Source organism: Stenotrophomonas sp. STEN225, assembly GCF_056756445.1.
In genome coordinates this window covers 69677-88413 of record NZ_JBRRBV010000014.1, presented here as the reverse complement: position 1 = coordinate 88413, position 18737 = coordinate 69677, and the positions used below count along the sequence as shown (strand labels likewise).

Sequence of the window (18737 nt, the reverse complement as noted above, 5' to 3'; positions counted from 1 at the left end):
CCGATGGTAGGCCCAGCGGGGCCGGCGCGCCAATTCCACGGTGGAATGATGGGTTCCAGCCAACGGCGGGGCCCCTCGTGGCTGGACGCAAATCGCAGATTCCCGGGCTGGCCCGTGCGGGTGGGCGTCGCGGGGGACGCCGTGAACCCATCCGTGGGGGTTGGGCGGCGGCACCCATGCCGCGCACACCCCGGCTACGCCCACCCGCCCGGCCCCTGACAGTTTCCCGCGTGTGCCAGCCACGGAAGAGAATCAAAAGATCAAAAGCAAAGGCAGGCTCTCGTTGTAGCGCCGAGCGCATGCTCGGCTGCCATACGCGAAGCCTCTGAGCCGAGCATGGCTCGGCTACAGAAGATCATCCCGATCACTCCTTCGTTCATCCACGCATGGCGTGGATCTACCGTGTCGACCAAGGTCGACACCCATCAGGCAACAGCCATGCCATTCCGACAGATCACAGGAATCTGTCGAAGGCGGGGTGGGTCCGGTTGCGGGGGTGTCCGCGGCATGGATGCCGCGGCCAAGCCCCCAAGGACGGGTTTACGGCGTCCCCCGCAACCTGACCCACCCCGCCATCCCCCAGATAACCCGCTTCTGCTCTGGCTCTGGCTCGTAGCAGGTGCAGGGCGCAGCCCTGCATAAAACCCCAACCCTCACTTCTTCAGGAAGTTGTCCACCAGCAGATGCTTCACGTCGTCGAAGCGGCCATTCAACACCGCCTTGGCCGCATACAGGGCCGTACCCGCCACCTGTTTGGCCTCGATCTGCGGCGGCATCACCAGCTCCGCCCGGCTGGTATGCACGTCCAGCAATGCCGGACCGCGCTGGGCGAGGAAGTCCTGTACGGCCTTCTCCAGGTCCTCGCTGCGGGTGACCGTGCGGCCATGGAAACCGATCACCTCGGCCAGACGGCCGAAATCCGGATTCTTCAGATCGGTGTAGTTGTCCAGCAGCCCTTCCACCTTCTGCTCCAACTCCACGAAGTTCAACGAACCGTTGTTGAACACCACCACCTTGATCGGCAGCTTCTCCTGCACGGCGGTCAGCAGATCGCCCAGCAGCATCGCCAGGCCGCCATCGCCCGACAGCGAGATCACCTGCCGGCCCGGGAACGCCTTCTGCAGGCCCAGCGCCTGCGGCATCGCATTGGCCATCGTCCCGTGCAGGAGACTGGTGAGCGTGCGGCGACGGCCATTGACGCGGATATGCCGCAGCACCCACACCATCGGCGAGCCACCGTCGGCGGTGAACAACGCATCGTCGCTGGCGTATTTCGACAGCAGCGCGGTCAGGTGCTGCGGATGGATCAGTTCGCCCTCGCCCGGCTGCTCCTCCTGCTCACGCTTGGCCAGCGCCTTGTCGCGACGCTCGATACACTCGTCGAGGAACGTGCTGTCCTCGCGGGGTGGCAGCATCGGCAGCAGTGCATCCAGCGTCGGTGCGATGTCACCCACCACGCCCAGGTTAACCGGATGGCGGCGACCGAGATGGCTGCCATCGCGATCGACCTGGATGATCGTCGCCTTGTCCGGATAGAACTGCCCCCAGGCAAAATCGGCGCCGAGCAGCAGCAGCGTGTCGCACTCCATCAGGGTGTGGAACCCGGATTCGATGCCGAAGATGCCGGTCATGCCCATGTTGTACGGGTTGTCCGGCTCGACGAAGTCCTTGGCACGCGAGGTGTGCGCGATCGGGGCCTGCAGGCGCCGGGCCAGTTCCAGAAGCTGCGCATGGGCGCCCTGGCAACCGGCACCGGCATAGATGCCGATGCGCTTGCCCTGCCCCAGCAACCCGGCGATGCGCTGCAGCTCGCCATCCGACGGGCGCAGCACCGGCTGGGTGTAGTGCACCGAGAACGGTACATCGTGCTTCACCTCGGCCTGGCTGATGTCGGCCGGCAGGATCACCACCGCCACGCCGCGGCGGCTGATCGCCGCCTGGCAGGCCAGGGCGACCACGCGTCGTGCCTGCGCCGGGCTGTGCACCTGCTCGCAGAACACCGTGCAGCTGCCATAGACCGCCTTGAAATCCACTTCCTGGGGGAATTCCATGCCCAGTTCGCTGGTCACCACCTGGCTGGCGATCAGCACCATCGGTGCGCGGTTGCGGTTGCTTTCAAAGATGCCATTGATGAAATGCAGGCCGCCGGGACCGCAGGAGCCGGCACAGGCCGTCAGCTCGCCGCTCACCAGCGAGTCGGCGCCGGCGGCGAAGGCGGCCACCTCTTCGTGGCGCACATGCACCCATTCGATTTCGCTGCGATGCAGTGCATCGGTGACGTGGTTCAACGTGTCGCCGACGATGCCATAACAGCGGCGGACACCCGCCTGCTGCAGGGTATCGACAACGATCTCGGCAACGCGCTTGCTCATCGGATGCATCCTCGAACGGGGGAACGTCCGAGGCTAGACCCGACGAAGTGATGCCTCCGTGGGCAAGGCATGCATCGCCTCGACAGGCAAAGTACAGAGCGATATCGGGTCAATCGTTGACGTTGATCCAGCCCACCACCGCGCCGCTCTTCGGGTTGCGATACCGCACCTTCAGCCAACCCTCGTGTTCATCCAGCAGTTCCACGCGGTCGCCCTGCAGCAGGTAACGCTGGGTGCTGGGCGCACCGGGCCGGTCGAACAGGAACAGGCGCGCCGGCACCACGGTGGCCTGCTGGCTGCGCAGCGGGCCGTCGGGCGGTGCGCCCAGGCCATCAGCGATCGCGCTCTCCAGCACACGACCGGTGGGATCAAAGGTGCGCCAGACCGCCGACGGGCCCTGCTCGTCGGCCTGCACCCAACGCAGTGCGGCGTTCAGGGTATCGCCCAGCATCAAGACGCGCTCGGCGCGGTACAGATAGAGTTTCGCGCCTGCAAACCGGTACTGGTCCGTGTACCACATCGGGCCGCTGCGGCAGCTGCTGGTCAACGTGCGCGTGGCGGCATCAACGGTGAGCCCCATCAGGCCGCCGCAGTTGTCACGCCCATGGGTTTCGGCCTGCAGCGCGCGGAAACCACCGCTGGCCGGATCGTAGCGATACACCGCCACCGCTTCATTGACCATGCCGACCGACGCGCGCGCAACCAGCTCCGGGCGCCCATCGAAATCAACATCCTCGGCTGACAACCGCGAATTGCCGTCGACGTCCGGGGCACCCGGCAGGCTCAGCCGCTTGCCAGAGGGCAGCAGCTGCACGGCAATGCTGCCGTCCTCCGCCACCTCAGCCTGCACGCCAATGCCAGGTGCCGCCTCGAAGCGCAGCGGCGCATCGCTGTCAGCAGCGTGCGCCAGCGGTACCAGCAGGCCCGCCAGCAGGCCAATCACGGTGTCCCTGTGTCTCATCGTCTTTCCCTGCGGCGCCAGGGCGGCGCCTCCCGGTCAGAACGATACGTCAACGGCCTGTCGCGACCACAGCACCGACTGGTGCCCGGTCTGCTGCTTCCACGCCAGGCGGATGGCTTCGATGTCGGCACGACGCTGCGGGCTGTCTTCGTGCAGCACCACCAGTACCTTGGTGCGCAGGCGGTTCGGCGCAGCGTCACCCCGGAACAGCCACTGGCCGTAGGCATCGAACACGGTCAGGCCATCGGGGAAGCGCGGGGTCACTTCCTTGTCCAGGAACGTCCGCCACTGCGCCTCGCTGATGGTATCGGCCTGCGGTCGGTTGCCGGCGCCCTGCTCCTCGCCCACCCCGAAGTACAGCTCGCTGCGCACCCAGCCCTGGCCAGCGGACGGGCGTGCGGCATCCCCCTTCAGTTCAGCGGTCGTGGCCGTAGCGTAGGCGCTGGGCGCCTGCGAGGAGAGGCTGGCGCAGCCACTGGCGGCGAGCAGAACGGCGAAGGCAAGGCCAAGGTGTTTCATCGGTACAGCTCCGGGGAAGGGGGACAGTGCGAGCCGGCAGCGTACAGCGCCACCGGCCCGGCGTGCTGATGCCAACAGGGCATCAGCTCATGCCGGACCGGCAGGGGCTTGCATCAGCACCGGTCATCACGCGAAGATAATATATCGCTTCATCCGGATGGATGTAAGTGAAACTATCTCCCCCTTCCCCGTCGTCGTTGTTGCTGGAGCCCCCATGTCCGCCCGCCTGCCCGCGTCGCCGCTCGGCCTCGCCATTGCCCTTGCGCTCTCCCCCATCGCCCCGGCCCTGGCCCAGGACGCCACCAACCTCGACACCGTGATCGTCACCGGCACCCGTGCCGCCGACCGCACGGTGCTCGAATCCACCTCGCCGGTGGATGTGCTTACCGCCGAAGACATCCGCAAGGCCGGCGTGGTCAACGGCGAACTCGGCAGTGCGCTGCAGGCGCTGTTGCCGTCGTTCAACTTCCCGCGCCAGTCCAATTCCGGTGGCGCCGACCACGTCCGCGCCGCGCAGCTGCGCGGCCTGTCGCCGGATCAGGTACTGGTGCTGATCAACGGCAAGCGCCGCCACCACACCGCCCTGGTCAACACCGACAGCAAGATCGGCAAGGGCACCACGCCGGTCGACTTCAATGCCATCCCTGTCAGCGCGATCAAGCGCATCGAAGTGCTTCGCGACGGTGCCGGCGCGCTGTATGGCTCCGACGCCGTGGCAGGTGTCATCAATGTGATCCTCGACAATGGTGGCGACGGCGGCGAGATCGAAGCCAGCTACGGTGCAAATCACACCGATCTGAAGCCGATCGGCCGCACCCTTACCGATGGGCAGGCCGGCAACATCAGCGCCAAAGTGGGCACCTCGCTGGGTGAGGACGGTGGCTTCCTGCGCGTCGGCCTGGAGTACAAGCACCGCAACGGGACCAACCGCGCCGGCTTCGACCAGATTCCACCGTGGGACCAGACCCCGGACAACCTGGCACTGCAGGGCAAGCGCAACTACGTGCTGGGCGATGGTGAGAGCAAGGACATCAACCTGTGGCTCAACACTGAAATCCCGGTCGGCCAGACCTCCACCTTCTACGCGTTCGGTACCTTCAACCAGCGTGACACCGAAGGCGCGAACTATTTCCGCTACCCGGACGGCGAGGCCAACTGGAAGGAGGTCTATCCGAACGGTTACCGGCCGGTCTCCGAAGGCGAGAACCGCGACGTGCAGGCGGTCGCCGGTGTGCGCGGCCAATGGGGTGAGTGGAGCTACGACGGCAGCCTGGACCATGGCCAGAACGATTTCACCTATCGCCTGCGTGATTCGCTCAACGCCTCATTGGGCCCGGCCAGCCCGACACGCTTCAAGACGGCTGATTATGAGTACGCTCAGACCGTCGGCAACCTGGACCTGAGCCGTGTGTTCACCCAGAGCGACAGCATCAGCCATACGCTGGGCCTGGGCGCGGAAGCGCGCCATGAGCGCTACCAGACCCGCCCCGGCGACCCCGCCAGCTATGCGGCCGGCCCGTTTACCGACCGTCCCACCGGCTCGCAGGCCGGCGGCGGCCTCACGCCGCAGGATGCCGCCACCCTGTCGCGCGATGTGGCCAGCGCCTATGCCAGCCTGTCCAGCCAGTTCGGCGATCACTTCTCCAGCGACCTGGCTGCGCGCTACGAGCACAGCGATGATTTCGGCGGCGAACTGACCGGCAAGCTCGGCCTGCGTTACCAGTTCACCCCGGCCTTCGCCCTGCGTGGCGCGATCTCCAACAACTTCCGCGCCCCGTCGCTGGCACAGATCGGCTACGAGTCGACCTCCACTGGCTACAACGCCGGCGGCCAGCTGGTGCAGGGCCGGCTGCTGTCGGTCAACAATCCGATTGCCCGCGGCCTGGGCGCGCAGGACCTCAAGCCCGAAAAGTCGATCAACACGTCGCTGGGCTTCACCAGCCGCATCGGTGAACACTTCGACCTGTCGCTGGACTTCTTCCAGATCGACATCGATGATCGCATCGCGCTGTCCGAAAGCATCACTGGCGATGCGCTGACCGACTACGTCGCCGCCAACTACGGCGTCAGTGGCCTGCAGAGCGCCAGCTTCTTCGTCAATGCCGCCGATACACGTACCCGTGGCGCCGAACTGGTCAGCAACTGGCGGCAGGCGCTGGGCGATGGCCAGCTGCTGCTGACCGGCACTTACGCCTACACCAAGACCACGCTGAAGAACGTGCTGGCCACCCCTGCACAACTGCAGGCGCTCGATCCGGACTATGTGCTGTTCGGCATCGAAGAGACCAACACGCTGACCGACGCCACCCCGCGCACGCGCGGCAGCGTCTCTGCAGCATGGAGCAATGACCACTGGTCACTCAGCAGCCGGGTGAACCGCTATGGCAGCGTCACCCGTGTCTTCAACTTCGGTGACGGTTACATTCCGCGCCAGACCTACCAGGCCGAATGGCAGCTGGATGCAGAAGTGGAGTATCGCATCAGCGCCCGATGGAGCGTGGCCATCGGCGGACAGAATCTGACCGACAACTACCCGGATCGATCCAATGAGGACATCCATTACTTCGGCAATCTGCCCTACGACGTGCTTTCGCCGATCGGCAGCAACGGCGCCTACTACTACGGCCGCGTCCGTTACACGTTCTGACCGCGGCTGACGCGTGTCTGCGGTGGTGCGGACCGTGGGTCCGCACTGCCCCGCTCCGGTACCGCTCCCTCATGCCGGCAACCGGCAGACAGCGCCGACGCACTGTCGTCGCCTGCTCTCGACCCCACGTACACGCCCACGCTGGCAGGCTGGGCGTCATGGCTGAACCGCTCCCCCTGCGTCCGCCACCTCCATTGCTGGACGATGCCTGCGCGTTGTTCCTCGATGTCGATGGCACCCTGATTGAATTCGCTGCACGACCGGACGCCGTGCAGCTGCTGCCCGATGTGCGTGAGGCCATCGGTCGTATCAGCGACCGCCTGGAAGGTGCCGTAGCACTGGTCAGTGGCCGTCCTCTGGCACAGCTTGACCAGTTGTTCGCGCCTCTGCAGCTGCCTGCGGCCGGCCTGCACGGCCATGAACTGCGTGGCCAGGACGGACGCGTGCTGCGCGACGAACATGACGATGACACCGCCGAATGGCTGCATGCCCTGCATCAGCAGGCGATGCGTTTTGCCCATGGCCATCCCGGGGTACTGGTAGAAGACAAGGGTGTGGGCCTGGCCCTGCACTGGCGCGAGGCGCCGCACGCTGGAAGCGAGGTGCGGGCGTTCGCTGACCGCCATGTGCGCGGTCGCTCCAGCTACCGCCTGCAACCCGGCGATCACGTGGTCGAGTTCGTGCCCGTCGGCACCGACAAGGGCCGCGCGATCCGGCGGATGATGCAGTACCTGCCGTTCCGGGGCCGCCTGCCCGTGTTCCTCGGCGATGACCTGACGGATGAATTCGGATTCGACGCCGCCAACGGCCAGCATGGCTGGAGCGTGCTGGTCGGCGAGCGTGAACCCAGCGCCGCCGTGTTCGCGCTGCCTGACATACGCAGCGTGCACGCCTGGCTGCGCGAGAATGCCTATTGACCCGGCCACCCCCACGGCCGCAACCGAGATGTACCGCGTGATGACCCAACCCGATCTTGATCTGGGCGTGGTCGGCAACGGCAGCTTCGGCGCCCTGGTCGACAAACATGCCCGTGTCGTCTGGAGCTGCCTGCCCACCTTTGACGGCGACCCCACCTTCTGTGCGCTGCTGGGCCCGAACCAGCAGACAGGCGGCGACTTCGCCGTCGAGCTGGAGGACTTCGCCGACAGCGAGCAGGAATATCTCACCAACACCGCCATCCTGCGCACGGTGCTGCGCGACACGCATGGAGGTGCGCTGGAGATCCTCGATTTCGCGCCACGCTGGCGGCAGAACGACCGCTTCTACCGGCCGGTCAGCCTGATCCGCCAGGTGCGGCCATTGGCCGGCAGCCCACGTATCGTCATCCGCGCACGGCCGCTGGCCGACTGGGGCGCACGTGTTCCCGAATCCACGTGGGGCAGCAACCACGTGCGCTGGATCCTGCCCGACCACGTGCTGCGGCTGACCACCGATGTGCCGGTCCGGATGGTCCGTGATGGCCTGCCGTTCGTCCTCAACCACCCTGTGCACCTGATCCTGGGCGTGGATGAATCGCTCAACCGCTCGATCAGCGGCTATGTGCAGGAAGCGTTCCAGCGCACGCGTGATTACTGGCGCGAATGGGTGCGCTATCTGTCGATCCCGTTGGAATGGCAGGACGCGGTGATCCGCAGCGCGATCACTCTCAAGCTGTGCCAGTACGAGGACAGTGGGGCGATCATCGCGGCGATGACCACCTCGATTCCGGAGGCTCCCGGCAGCGTGCGCAACTGGGACTACCGCTACTGCTGGCTGCGCGATGCTGCGTTCGTGGTGCGTTCGCTGAACCGGCTTGGCGCCACCCGTACGATGGAGCAGTTCCTCGGCTACATCTTCAACCTCGCCACCACCGACGGCACGCTGCAGCCGCTGTACGGCATCGGATTCGAGGCCAAGCTGGACGAGGATGAAGTTCCCAGCCTGTCCGGCTACCGCGGGATGGGCCCGGTGCGCCGCGGCAACCTGGCCTGGGTGCAGCGCCAGCACGACGTGTATGGCAGCGTGGTGCTGGCCTCCACGCAGCTGTTCTTCGATCGTCGCCTGCAGGACCCCGGGGATGCCCATACCTTTGCCCGGCTGGAACCGCTGGGCGAACAGGCCTTTGCCCTGCACGACGTCCCCGACGCAGGCCTGTGGGAGTTCCGCGGCCGCACCGAGGTGCACACCTACACCAGCGCGATGTGCTGGGCCGCCTGCGATCGCCTGTGCAAGATCGCCGTGAGGCTCAAGCGCGATGACCGTGCACGCTACTGGCGCGAGCGCGCCGACATCATCCACGCGCGCATCATGCAGCGGTCCTGGAGCGAATCGCTGGGCCACTTCACCGACACCTTCGACGGCCATCGCCTGGACGCGTCGCTGCTGCTGCTGGCCGACATCGGCTTCATCGATGCACTCGACGCACGTTTCATCGCCACCGTCGAGGCCATCGGCCGCGACCTCAAGCATGGCAATTCGCTGTACCGCTACATCGCACCGGACGATTTCGGCGAGCCGGAAACCAGCTTCACCATCTGCACCTTCTGGTACATCGATGCGCTGGCGGCGATCGGGCGCATGGATGAGGCACGCGAGATGTTCGAGACGCTGTTGAAGCAGCGCAACCATCTTGGCCTGCTGTCAGAGGACCTGGCCTTCGACAGCGGCGAAGCGTGGGGCAACTTCCCGCAGACGTATTCGCATGTGGGTCTGATCACGGCAGCGATGCGCCTGTCGCGTTCCTGGCAGGAGGCATCATGAGTCGTCTGGTGGTGGTCTCCAACCGCGTTGCCGTGCCCGGCGAGAACCGCGCCGGGGGCCTTGCGGTGGGCCTGCTGGCTGCGCTCAAGGAGCGCGGCGGCATGTGGTTCGGCTGGAGTGGCAAGACCGTGCGTGATGGCAGCGGCGCGCTGCATGAACAGCAGGACGGCGACATCCGCTTCGTCACCATGGACCTGAACAAGCGCGAGGTGGACGGCTACTACAACGGCTTCGCCAACCGCACGCTGTGGCCGCTGCTGCATTTCCGCCTGGACCTGGTCGACTATGACCGCGGCACGCGCGAGACGTATCACAAGGTCAATGCGATGTTCGCGGACAAGCTCGCGCCGTTGCTGCGCGAGGACGATATCGTCTGGATCCACGACTACCATCTGATCCCGCTGGGTGCCCTGCTGCGCGAGCGCGGCATCGGCTGCCGCATCGGCTTCTTCCTGCACATCCCGATGCCCTCGGCGGACCTGCTGCAGGCCATGCCCGACCACCTGCGGCTGTTCTCCGCGCTGTATGCCTATGACCTGGTGGGATTCCAGACCCAGCGCGATGCCGACCGCTTCCAGACCTACCTGCGGCTGTTCGGCGGCGGTCGCGTGCTCGACAACGGCGAACTGGAGGCCCCGGGGGGGCGCCGCTTCCGCGCTGCCGCCTTCCCGATCGGCATCGACACCGGGCTTATCGCGCGTCAGGCCAGCACCGCAGCGGCCAAGGCCGCCGTGAAGAACCTGCGGGCCAGTCTGCGGGATCGGCAGCTGGCCATCGGCGTGGACCGCCTGGACTATTCCAAGGGGCTGCCCGAACGTTTCCTCGGCTTCGAACGTTACCTGCAGCGCCACCCCGACCAGCGCGGCACCCTGACCTACCTGCAGATCGCGCCGGTCTCGCGCGGTGATGTCACCGAGTACCGGCAACTGCGCAGCCAGCTGGAACAGATCGCCGGGCACATCAACGGTGGCCATGCCGAGCCGGACTGGACGCCGCTTCGCTACGTCAACCAGAACTTCACCCATGCCACCCTCACCGGCTTCTACCGCGCGGCGGCCGTCGGTCTGGTCACCCCGCTGCGCGATGGCATGAACCTGGTCGCCAAGGAGTACGTCGCCTCGCAGGACCCGGAGGATCCGGGCGTGCTGGTGCTGTCCCTTCTGGCCGGCGCCGCCGATGAACTGAAGCAGGCGCTGCTGGTCAACCCGCACGATCTGGACGGCGTGGCCGATGCCATCGCCACGGCCGCCACCATGTCGCTGCGCAAGCGCCAGGAGCGCTGGCACGCCATGATGGAGCACCTGCGCACCTACGACATCAACCATTGGCGGCGCAGCTACCTGGACGCCCTCGAAGGCTGAATCAGGCGCATTCTGTACGCCGAAACTTGACGCTTTTGGCTCGAAAGTAATTGCGCATGCAACCATCCCGCCGCTGTGGCGTGATCTCCACAGCCGCTGTCGCAAGTGGCACTCAGGCAGGCGAACGTCCTGCTGCCCCAAGGCTTCCAGCCAGCTGCGTGGCGTCCTCGCGACGCCATCGCGGAAAACGAAAGAAAATGAACCGGCGATATTTCATTTCGCATTGACGCGACCTCCCCACAGTGGCGCCCCCAGAGCTCCTGCAATCGACAGAAGCCACACCGTGCACGACTGCGTGCACATCACTCCGGGGATCCACTGCATGCACGCGTACGACCGTTTCATCGAAGAAGCCAGCCACCGCCTGGGACTGGGCCATCGCACCCGTTGGGTGGTTGATGTGATTGCCGGCTGGATAGCCTCCCACCCGCGGGGACTGGACGGACTGGAGCAGACCTTCGAGCAGGCGGGCCTGGGGGTTCACTTCCGATCCTGGCGGCGTCCCGGGCAGCCGCCGCTGCCGGTGCTGGCCAGCGACCTGCAGCGTGCGCTGGGTGATCCGGTCATGGACCGGCTGGCCCGGCGCAGCAGACTGTCATCGGGGGCGTTCCGGGTCGTGGCCTGCGATCTGCTGCCGGGGCTGATCGCATTGACCTCCCAGCCCATCGAGCCGGCCCCTTCGGAGCCGCGCCAGCTGCGCAACCGCCCGCAGCGGCAGCGACCGCAGATGGCCGGCACCCTGCTCACCCCGCGGGTGCAGGGCATGGCCCTGCGCAGCCTGCTGTGGATGATGGCCGCCGTGGTCGTGCTCGGCGCTACCGCATGGCTGCAGCTGAAGGCACGCACGCCGCTGTGGACGCCACAGGTGATCGTCCGCGAGCACGACGCGCGGCTGTTCCTGCACCAGCGCGGCGCGCAGGTCTCGGTCCATGGCAGCCTGCCCAGCGACGCCCTGCGCCGCCGCCTGTGGAGCGCGTTGATTGCGGTGCATGGCGCAGGGCACGTCAGTGGCCGTATCGAGATCGATCCGCAGGCCCGGTCGCCGCGCTGGTTCGAGCGCCTGATCCGCACCCTGCCCTGCCTGCAGGGCGACGGACTGCGCCTGGAGTTCGCCGGCAACCAGCTGGATATCGACTCCACCGCCCTGAGCGAAGAGCGGCGCCTGGCGATCTCGCGGCAGCTCCGCCAGGATTTCCCCGCCCTGCGGATGAGTGGGCTGTGGGGTCCGGGCCGGGCGGCATTGTCGCGGCTGCCGGCCGATGCCGGCGCCGCGCAGCGGATCGCTGCGCTGAACCTGACCCGGCTGGAGTTCCATCCCGGCTCCAGCGAACTGCGCGGCAGCTCCAGCGAAACGCTGCAGGTGGTGGCCGACGCATTGCGCAGCACTGCGCCAGGCACACGGGTGGAAGTGGCCGCTCACACCGACAGCCAGGGCGCGTCCGAGGCCAACCGGCAGCTCAGCCAGCAGCGTGCGGACGTGGTGGTGACGGCGTTGCAGGCGCATGGCGTGCCGGCACCGACGCTGGTCGCGGTGGGGTACGGCGAGGAGCATCCGGTAGCCGACAACCGCAGCGAGGACGGCCGCGCGCGCAACCAGCGCATCGCCTATCGGCTGCTTGCGGCTCCGCACTGACACCGCGCGCGGACCGACCGGCACATCAGTCCAGGAAACGGCCGGCCTGCTGCGTCGTCGCCAGCGTGCAGCGGTCGTGACGACCGAACCAGCGGTATCGGTTGCGGGCCAGCCTGCGATAGGCGGCATCCCGCCAGCTGCGCGGCAACAGGCGCAGCACGCCCGCCAGCCGCCATGCGCCTCCCAGCCCGGTCAGCACGCGCAGGATCGCGTCCGTGTCAGTCCAGGCGCCCTGCTCGTCCAGCAGCAGAAAGGAGCGCGGGTCCTGCGGATCCAGCCCATGGCTGCGCAGCAGCAGGCTGCCATGCGTACCCTGCATCGCTGCGAAGCGATAGCGCCCGTGGCGGTCCACACGCAGCAGGAAACGCACCCAGCGGCTGCACAGCGCACAGACGCCATCGAACACGATCACTGCGTCACTGCGGGTCGAGCCAGCCTTCATAACGGATCAGGGGTCCAATCCAGGGCAATGTCACATCAACCAGGAAAGTGTAGCGCTCTGCGGCCCAGGCCTCGCGGCAGCGCACGCCGTCGAACCAGCGCGTCGGCAGCGGCAGCAGGCCGAACACGCGGACGCTGCGCACCGACCAGTCGATGCCGCCTTCACGCGCCCGCAGCTCGAATCCAAAGTGCACCGCACCGAGCTGCTCATGCAGACCGCCTTCCTGTGCCCACAGCCGCGACACCATCGGCCAGCGCCCGAAACGTCGCGCCCACTGCTCGCCTTGCCCGCAGACGCTGAACACCACCTCGACCGGCAAGGCGTGCGCCTCCTTCGGCAGCCGCGCCAACGCGGCCAGCATGGGCACCAGCCAATGGCGGCCCCGTGCGATCCGCGCCTGCCCGGTACGGCGGCACGGCAGCGGCGCCGCATGCAACGCCTGCACCGGTGCTGCCAGGGTGGCGAAGGCCGGCCCCAGCACCTGCGCGAACAGCGGCACGGTCAGGGAGCGATCCAGGCCAGCGTTGCCATGCGGCCGGTGCGGCGGTCGCGACGGTGCGAATACAGGTCCGGATCGGCAATGGTGGAGATCGTGCCGCCAGACACCTGGGCCGGGTCCACGCCCACGGACTGCAGGCGCTGGCGGGCCAGTGCGAACAGATCGACCTTCCAGTGCCCCGCGCGGGTGGCCACGAAGGCGGCGGCCGCAGCCGGTTCGTGGCCGACGAAGGCCTGATACACCTCTTCGCCGATCTCATAGTCGGCAGGCCCTGCCGCCGGGCCCAGCCAGACCCGCAGCTGCGACGGCGCGGTGCGCATCGCGGCTACCGTGTGTTCCAGCATGCCATCGGCCAGGCCGCGCCAGCCCGCATGGGCCGCGCCCACTTCGCTGCCGTCGGCGGCGGCAAACACCACCGGAAGGCAGTCCGCGGTCAGGATGGCCAGCACCACCCCCGGCACCGACGTCACCGCGGCATCGGCCACCGGCTCGCTGGCCCCGGCCACTGGCGGGCCATCAAAGCGCAGCACGGTGGTGCCATGCACCTGGCGCAGCCAGTGCGGCGCGGAGGGCAGCGCCAGCCCCTGCTGCAGCAGTTGCCGGTTGTGTTCGACGTTGGCCGGCGCATCTCCATCGGCTGCGTGCCGGTTGCCCAGGTTGAACTGGGCAAAGGGTGCCGGCGAAATGCCCGCGCCGTGCCGGCGTGTGGTCAGCGCCCGCACGCCCGGCGGCGCCGGCCAGTCAGCCTGCAGCAGCGGCAGCGCGGTCGCCATCACCAGCGATCCCGCTCGCGCTCGGTAAAGGCCTCGCTGTCTTCGCGCAGCACCTTCATCAGGTGCAGCATGTCGTCCGGTACCGGCGCCGAATTGCGCACCGGCTCGCCGGTGATGGGATGCACGAACTCCAGCGTCTCGGCGTGCAGGGCCTGGCGCTTGAAGCCACGCAGCGCGGCCACCAGTTCGTCGCTGGCGCCCTTGGGCAGCTTCAGCGCACCGCCATACAGCGGGTCGCCGATGATGGGGTGGCGCAGGTGCGCCATATGCACGCGGATCTGGTGGGTGCGGCCGGTTTCCAGCCGGCATTCCAGCGCGGTGTGCGCCCGGAAGCGCTCGCGCAGGCGGTAATGGGTGATCGCGTCCTTGCCGTCTTCGCGCACCGCCATCTTCAGGCGGTCGCGCGGATGACGGTCGATCGGCGCATCGGCGGTGCCGCCGGCCACCAGAGCGCCCATCACGATGGCCAGATACTGGCGGTGCACATCACGCGCGGCCAGCTGTTCGACCAAGGCCGTCTGCGCCTCCAGGGTGCGGGCGACCACCATCACGCCGCTGGTGTCCTTGTCGAGGCGATGCACGATGCCGGCGCGCGGCAGAACCGCCACCGACGGGTCGCGGTACAGCAGCGCATTGACCAGGGTGCCGCTGTGGTTGCCGGCACCCGGGTGGACCACCAGGCCGACCGGCTTGTTGATCACCAGCAGGTGCTCGTCCTCGAACAGCACGTCCAGCGGGATGTCCTCCGGCTGGGCATCGGTCTGGGTCTCCAGCACCACGTTCAGGGTCACCACCTCGCCACCGCGCAGCGGATCGCGCGGCCGCGCCTGGGCGCCATCGAGCAGGACGTCGCCGGCCTTGATCCATTCGGTCAGGCGTGAACGGGAGTACTCGGGGAACAGTTCGGCCACGACGGCGTCGAAACGCCGGCCGGCGGCGGTGTCGGGGACGATGGCCTGGCGGGCCGATTCGGAGGGTTGTTCAGACATGGCAGGGGGGCATCTTTGAAATTTTGGGGTCCCGGCGGTCGGTTTCAGTCGCAGGACAGGACACTAGGCTATCATCGACCCTTCGTATTCCAGACGCGTCCCGCCTTGACCCCATGATCCGACGCTCCGCCATGCTCTCCGCGCCCGTCCGCCTCACCGCCCTGCTGCTGGTGCTGGTCATCGCCGCCACCGGCTGCCATCGCGGCGCCAAGAAGGGTGATCGCCCCGACGAGGGGACGCCGGTCGAACAGCTGTACGAGAAGAGCCACACGCTGATGAAGGGGGGCAACTGGAGCGGCGCCGAAGCCAGCTTCCGTCGCCTGGTGGCCCAGTATCCCTACGGCCCGTACACCGAACAGGCGATGATCGAAACAGCCTACGCGCAGTACAAGGCCGGCAAGCACGACGATGCGGTGTCGAGCATCGACCGCTTCATCCGGACCTATCCGACCCATCGCAACATCGCCTACCTGTATTACCTGCGCGGCCTGGCCAACTCCAACCGCAATACGGTTTTCCTGCGTCGCGTATGGTCCCTGGACCCCAGCCGCCGCGATCTGTCCACGCCGCACCAGGCGTATTCGGACTTCAACATCGTCGTTGACCGCTACCCGAACAGCCGCTACGCCGCCGACGCCCGCCAGCGGATGATCGAGCTGCGTGACGTATTCGCCCAGCACGAGCTGGACAACGCGCTGTACTACATGCGCCGTGGCGCCTGGGTGTCGGCCGCTGGCCGCGCCAACTACCTGCTGGAAACCTATCCGCAGAGCGCCTTCCAGTACGACGCCGTGGCGGTCCTGGCCGACTCCTACACCCACCTGGGCAACAAGACCCTGGCCGACGATGCCCGGCGCGTGCTGGAGCTGAACCAGCCCGATCACCCGTGGCTGGCAGGCAACTGGCCGAAGTACCCCTGGATGATCCGCAAGCTCAACCCGTTCGCAGGCGAGAAGTCCGCCAGTACCGGCCAGCGCAACGCGCGGCTGGAAAAGAAGTAAGAAAAGGGCCCCGCAAGGGGCCCTTCCTTTTTGTGGGGCCCGCCATGGCCGGGCCCTGCGGAGGCGCGGGCCTCAGCCCTTGTAGCCGTTGCTGATCGGATAGCGGCGTTCGCGGCCGAAGGCGCGACGGGAGACCTTCGGCCCCGGTGCGGCCTGGTGCCGCTTCCACTCGCTGATGCGCACCAGCCGCAGCACGCGGTCGACCACGGCCGCATCGTAACCGGCTGCAACGATCTCGGCGCGCGACTGCTCCTGGTCGACGTAGCGGTACAGGATGCCGTCCAGCACGTCGTAGGCCGGCAGCGAATCCTGGTCCAGCTGGTTCTCGCGCAGTTCGGCCGACGGCGGGCGGCTGATCACGGCCGGCGGAATCACCGGCGCGCCCCCCACGGTATTGCGCCACTTCGACAGACCGAATACTTCGGTCTTGTACAGATCCTTCAACGGCGCGTAGCCGCCACACATGTCACCGTAGATGGTGGCGTAGCCGACCGCATACTCGCTCTTGTTGCCGGTGGTCAGCAGCAGGCCACCGAACTTGTTGGCCAGCGCCATCAGGATCACGCCGCGGCTGCGCGACTGCAGGTTCTCCTCGGTCACATCCGGGGTTGTGCCCTCGAACAGCGGCGCCAGCGATTCCATCAGGCCCTTGAACGCCGGCTCGATCGACACCGCTTCCAGCTTCACTCCCAACGCCTGGCACTGCTCTGCAGCCAGATCGTTGGACAGGCCTGCGGTATAGCGTGACGGCAGGCGCACGGCAGTCACGTTCTCGGCCCCCATCGCATCCACCGCCAGGGCCAGCACCAGGGCCGAATCGATGCCGCCGGACAGGCCCAGCCACACCTTCGTGAAACCATTCTTGCGGCAGTAATCCTGGATGCCACGGGTCACCGCGCGCCAGGCCAGGGCGTCCATGCTCTCGTCACCATCGTCCATCCAGACGTGCGGCATGAAGCGACGGCTGGCGCCGTCGTACTCCACCACCAGCCACTGGTCGACAAACGCAGCGGCAGCCGGGTGCACCGTACCGTCGCCATCGGCCACCACCGAAGCGCCGTCGAATACCAGTGCGTCCTGGCCACCGACAACATTGAGATACGCGATCGCCGCACCGCTCTCGCGGGTGCGCGCGGCCAGCACGGCATCGCGCTGGGCGTGCTTGCCGCGCTCGTAGGGCGAGGCATTGGGCACCACCACCAACTGCGCGCCAGCACGCACGGTATCGGCCAGCGGCTCAGCGAACCACAGGTCCTCGCAGATCAGCAGGCCCACCGGAATGCCGTCGACGTCGAACACGCAGCTGCCGCCATCAGGATCGACGTCGAAGTAGCGGCGCTCGTCGAACACCGCGTAGTTGGGCAGCTCGCGCTTGCGATAGGTCTGTTCGACCCGGCCATCGCGCAGCACGCTGGCGGCGTTGTACACCACCGCGCCCGCCGCCTGCGGCCAGCCGACCACAGCGGTGATACCGCGGCAGGCAGCCGCAATGCGCGCGATCGCCTGCTCGCATTCGTACAGGAACCCCGGACGCAGCAGCAGGTCTTCCGGCGGATAGCCGCTGACCGCCAGCTCGGGGAACATCACCAGCCCGGCGCCATGCTCATCGCGCGCCTGGCCGATCATCTCGATGATGCGCTCGGTATTGCCGGCGACATCGCCGACCGGAAAATCGAACTGCGCCATCGCGATGCGGATCGAAGCCATGGAAGGTCCAGCCTGTGGTTGCAATGGCCCATTGTAACGCCGCACCGTGTGCCTGCCGGGCGGACCCTGCGGGTAGCGCCGGGCCATGCCCGGCGGATGACTGCGCGACGCCCAGACGCAGAAAAGCCGCCCGGAGGCGGCCTTTCCAAAGCAAGCCGAGCATGGGCTCGGCTCTACAGATCGTGCCGGCCGGAAGCCGGCAACAACCTTACTTCACCAGCTTGGCGATGGCAGCGCCCAGGTCGCCCGGCGAACGCACGGTGACGACGCCAGCCGCTTCCATGGCGGCGAACTTGCCTTCCGCCGTGCCCTTGCCGCCGGAGGCGATCGCACCGGCATGGCCCATGCGCTTGCCGGCCGGAGCCGAGGCACCGGCGATGAAGCCGACGACCGGCTTCTTCACGTGGTTCTTGATGTATTCCGCACCGGCTTCCTCGGCGTCGCCACCGATCTCGCCGACCATGATGATGCCTTCGGTCTGCGGGTCTTCGTTGAACAGCTTCAGGCAGTCAACGAAGTTCAGGCCGTTGATCGGGTCGCCGCCGATGCCGATGCAGGTGGACTGGCCCAGGCCGACTTCGGTGGTCTGCTTGACCGCTTCATAGGTCAGCGTGCCCGAACGCGACACGATGCCGATCTTGCCGGGCTTGTGGATGTGACCCGGCATGATGCCGATCTTGCACTCACCCGGGGTGATGACACCCGGGCAGTTCGGGCCGATCAGCACGGTGTCCGGGTAGGAACGGGTCAGCACGTTCTTGACGCGCAGCATGTCCAGCACCGGGATGCCTTCGGTGATGCAGACGATGACCTTGATGCCGGCAGCTGCGGCTTCCAGGATCGCGTCGGCCGCGAACGGCGGCGGCACGTAGATGACCGAAGCATTGGCGCCGGTGCTCTGCACGGCGTCGGCAACGGTGTTGAAGACCGGCAGGTCGATGTGGGTGGTGCCACCCTTGCCCGGGGTCACGCCGCCAACAACCTGGGTGCCGTACTCGATCATCTGAGTCGCGTGGAAGGTGCCCTGCTGGCCGGTGAAGCCCTGCACGATCACCTTGGTGTTCTTGTTAATCAAAACAGACATGGGAATTTCC

General features: G+C 67.1%; 15 protein-coding genes. 6 read left to right on the top strand and 9 right to left on the bottom strand.

Annotated elements, in window-relative coordinates; all coding sequences use genetic code 11:
* Positions 1-653: 653 nt before the first annotated feature.
* From ACVOJ1_RS14275 to ACVOJ1_RS14265, 3 genes are all read right to left on the bottom strand, one after another.
* Entirely contained in the window at positions 654-2372 is a 1719-nt protein-coding gene (locus tag ACVOJ1_RS14275) for a thiamine pyrophosphate-dependent enzyme (protein ID WP_263175443.1), read from the bottom strand.
* A 109-nt stretch (positions 2373-2481) separates the two neighbouring features.
* Positions 2482-3333 (bottom strand): XAC2610-related protein, encoded by an 852-nt coding sequence (locus ACVOJ1_RS14270; RefSeq protein WP_263175445.1) that lies wholly within the window; start codon positions 3331-3333, stop codon positions 2482-2484.
* Positions 3334-3369: 36 nt separating this feature from the next.
* On the bottom strand, positions 3370-3852 hold the full coding sequence (locus ACVOJ1_RS14265; protein WP_053517005.1) for a DUF3574 domain-containing protein: 483 nt from the start codon (positions 3850-3852) through the stop codon (positions 3370-3372).
* A gap of 214 nt (positions 3853-4066) precedes the next feature.
* On the opposite strand from ACVOJ1_RS14265, the gene ACVOJ1_RS14260 reads away from it, so the two are divergent.
* From ACVOJ1_RS14260 to ACVOJ1_RS14240, 5 genes are all read left to right on the top strand, one after another.
* The gene (locus tag ACVOJ1_RS14260) at positions 4067-6499 is read left to right on the top strand and encodes a TonB-dependent receptor plug domain-containing protein (protein ID WP_262100836.1); all 2433 of its coding nucleotides are present in this window, start codon (positions 4067-4069) and stop codon (positions 6497-6499) included.
* Positions 6500-6657: 158 nt separating this feature from the next.
* Positions 6658-7416: a trehalose-phosphatase gene (otsB, locus tag ACVOJ1_RS14255; RefSeq protein WP_346480564.1), complete on the top strand. Its 759-nt coding sequence runs from the start codon at positions 6658-6660 to the stop codon at positions 7414-7416.
* A 40-nt stretch (positions 7417-7456) separates the two neighbouring features.
* Entirely contained in the window at positions 7457-9238 is a 1782-nt protein-coding gene (locus tag ACVOJ1_RS14250; protein ID WP_053517094.1) for a glycoside hydrolase family 15 protein, read from the top strand.
* The gene (otsA, locus tag ACVOJ1_RS14245; RefSeq protein WP_053517011.1) at positions 9235-10599 is read left to right on the top strand and encodes an alpha,alpha-trehalose-phosphate synthase (UDP-forming); all 1365 of its coding nucleotides are present in this window, start codon (positions 9235-9237) and stop codon (positions 10597-10599) included. The genes ACVOJ1_RS14250 and otsA overlap by 4 nt, the downstream gene beginning before the upstream one ends.
* A 322-nt stretch (positions 10600-10921) precedes the next feature.
* Positions 10922-12232: an OmpA family protein gene (locus ACVOJ1_RS14240; protein ID WP_197572149.1), complete on the top strand. Its 1311-nt coding sequence runs from the start codon at positions 10922-10924 to the stop codon at positions 12230-12232.
* Positions 12233-12257: 25 nt separating this feature from the next.
* On the opposite strand, the gene ACVOJ1_RS14235 is transcribed toward ACVOJ1_RS14240, so the two are convergent.
* Genes ACVOJ1_RS14235 through rluD form a run of 4 tightly spaced genes read right to left on the bottom strand, consistent with a single transcriptional unit; the run spans position 12258 to position 14935 of the window.
* Positions 12258-12674, bottom strand: a complete 417-nt coding sequence (locus ACVOJ1_RS14235; RefSeq protein ID WP_277381033.1) for a thiol-disulfide oxidoreductase DCC family protein — start codon at positions 12672-12674, stop codon at positions 12258-12260.
* On the bottom strand, positions 12649-13155 hold the full coding sequence (locus ACVOJ1_RS14230; RefSeq protein WP_081279775.1) for a DUF4166 domain-containing protein: 507 nt from the start codon (positions 13153-13155) through the stop codon (positions 12649-12651). The genes ACVOJ1_RS14235 and ACVOJ1_RS14230 overlap by 26 nt, the downstream gene beginning before the upstream one ends.
* Before the next feature lie 20 nt (positions 13156-13175).
* Positions 13176-13946, bottom strand: a complete 771-nt coding sequence (gene pgeF / locus ACVOJ1_RS14225) for a peptidoglycan editing factor PgeF (RefSeq protein ID WP_065175783.1) — start codon at positions 13944-13946, stop codon at positions 13176-13178.
* Positions 13946-14935: a 23S rRNA pseudouridine(1911/1915/1917) synthase RluD gene (rluD, locus tag ACVOJ1_RS14220; protein WP_053517019.1), complete on the bottom strand. Its 990-nt coding sequence runs from the start codon at positions 14933-14935 to the stop codon at positions 13946-13948. The genes pgeF and rluD overlap by 1 nt, the downstream gene beginning before the upstream one ends.
* Positions 14936-15048: 113 nt before the next feature.
* On the opposite strand from rluD, the gene ACVOJ1_RS14215 reads away from it, so the two are divergent.
* Positions 15049-15936: an outer membrane protein assembly factor BamD gene (locus ACVOJ1_RS14215; RefSeq protein WP_053517021.1), complete on the top strand. Its 888-nt coding sequence runs from the start codon at positions 15049-15051 to the stop codon at positions 15934-15936.
* Between the two features lie 72 nt (positions 15937-16008).
* Here ACVOJ1_RS14215 and ACVOJ1_RS14210 read toward each other — a convergent pair whose 3' ends face one another.
* Together ACVOJ1_RS14210 and sucD are read right to left on the bottom strand one after the other, a co-directional pair.
* Complete coding sequence (locus tag ACVOJ1_RS14210; RefSeq protein ID WP_053517022.1) at positions 16009-17643, bottom strand: NAD+ synthase; 1635 nt, start codon at positions 17641-17643, stop codon at positions 16009-16011.
* A gap of 208 nt (positions 17644-17851) precedes the next feature.
* The gene (gene sucD, locus ACVOJ1_RS14205; protein WP_005418610.1) at positions 17852-18727 is read right to left on the bottom strand and encodes a succinate--CoA ligase subunit alpha; all 876 of its coding nucleotides are present in this window, start codon (positions 18725-18727) and stop codon (positions 17852-17854) included.
* Positions 18728-18737: the final 10 nt, after the last annotated feature.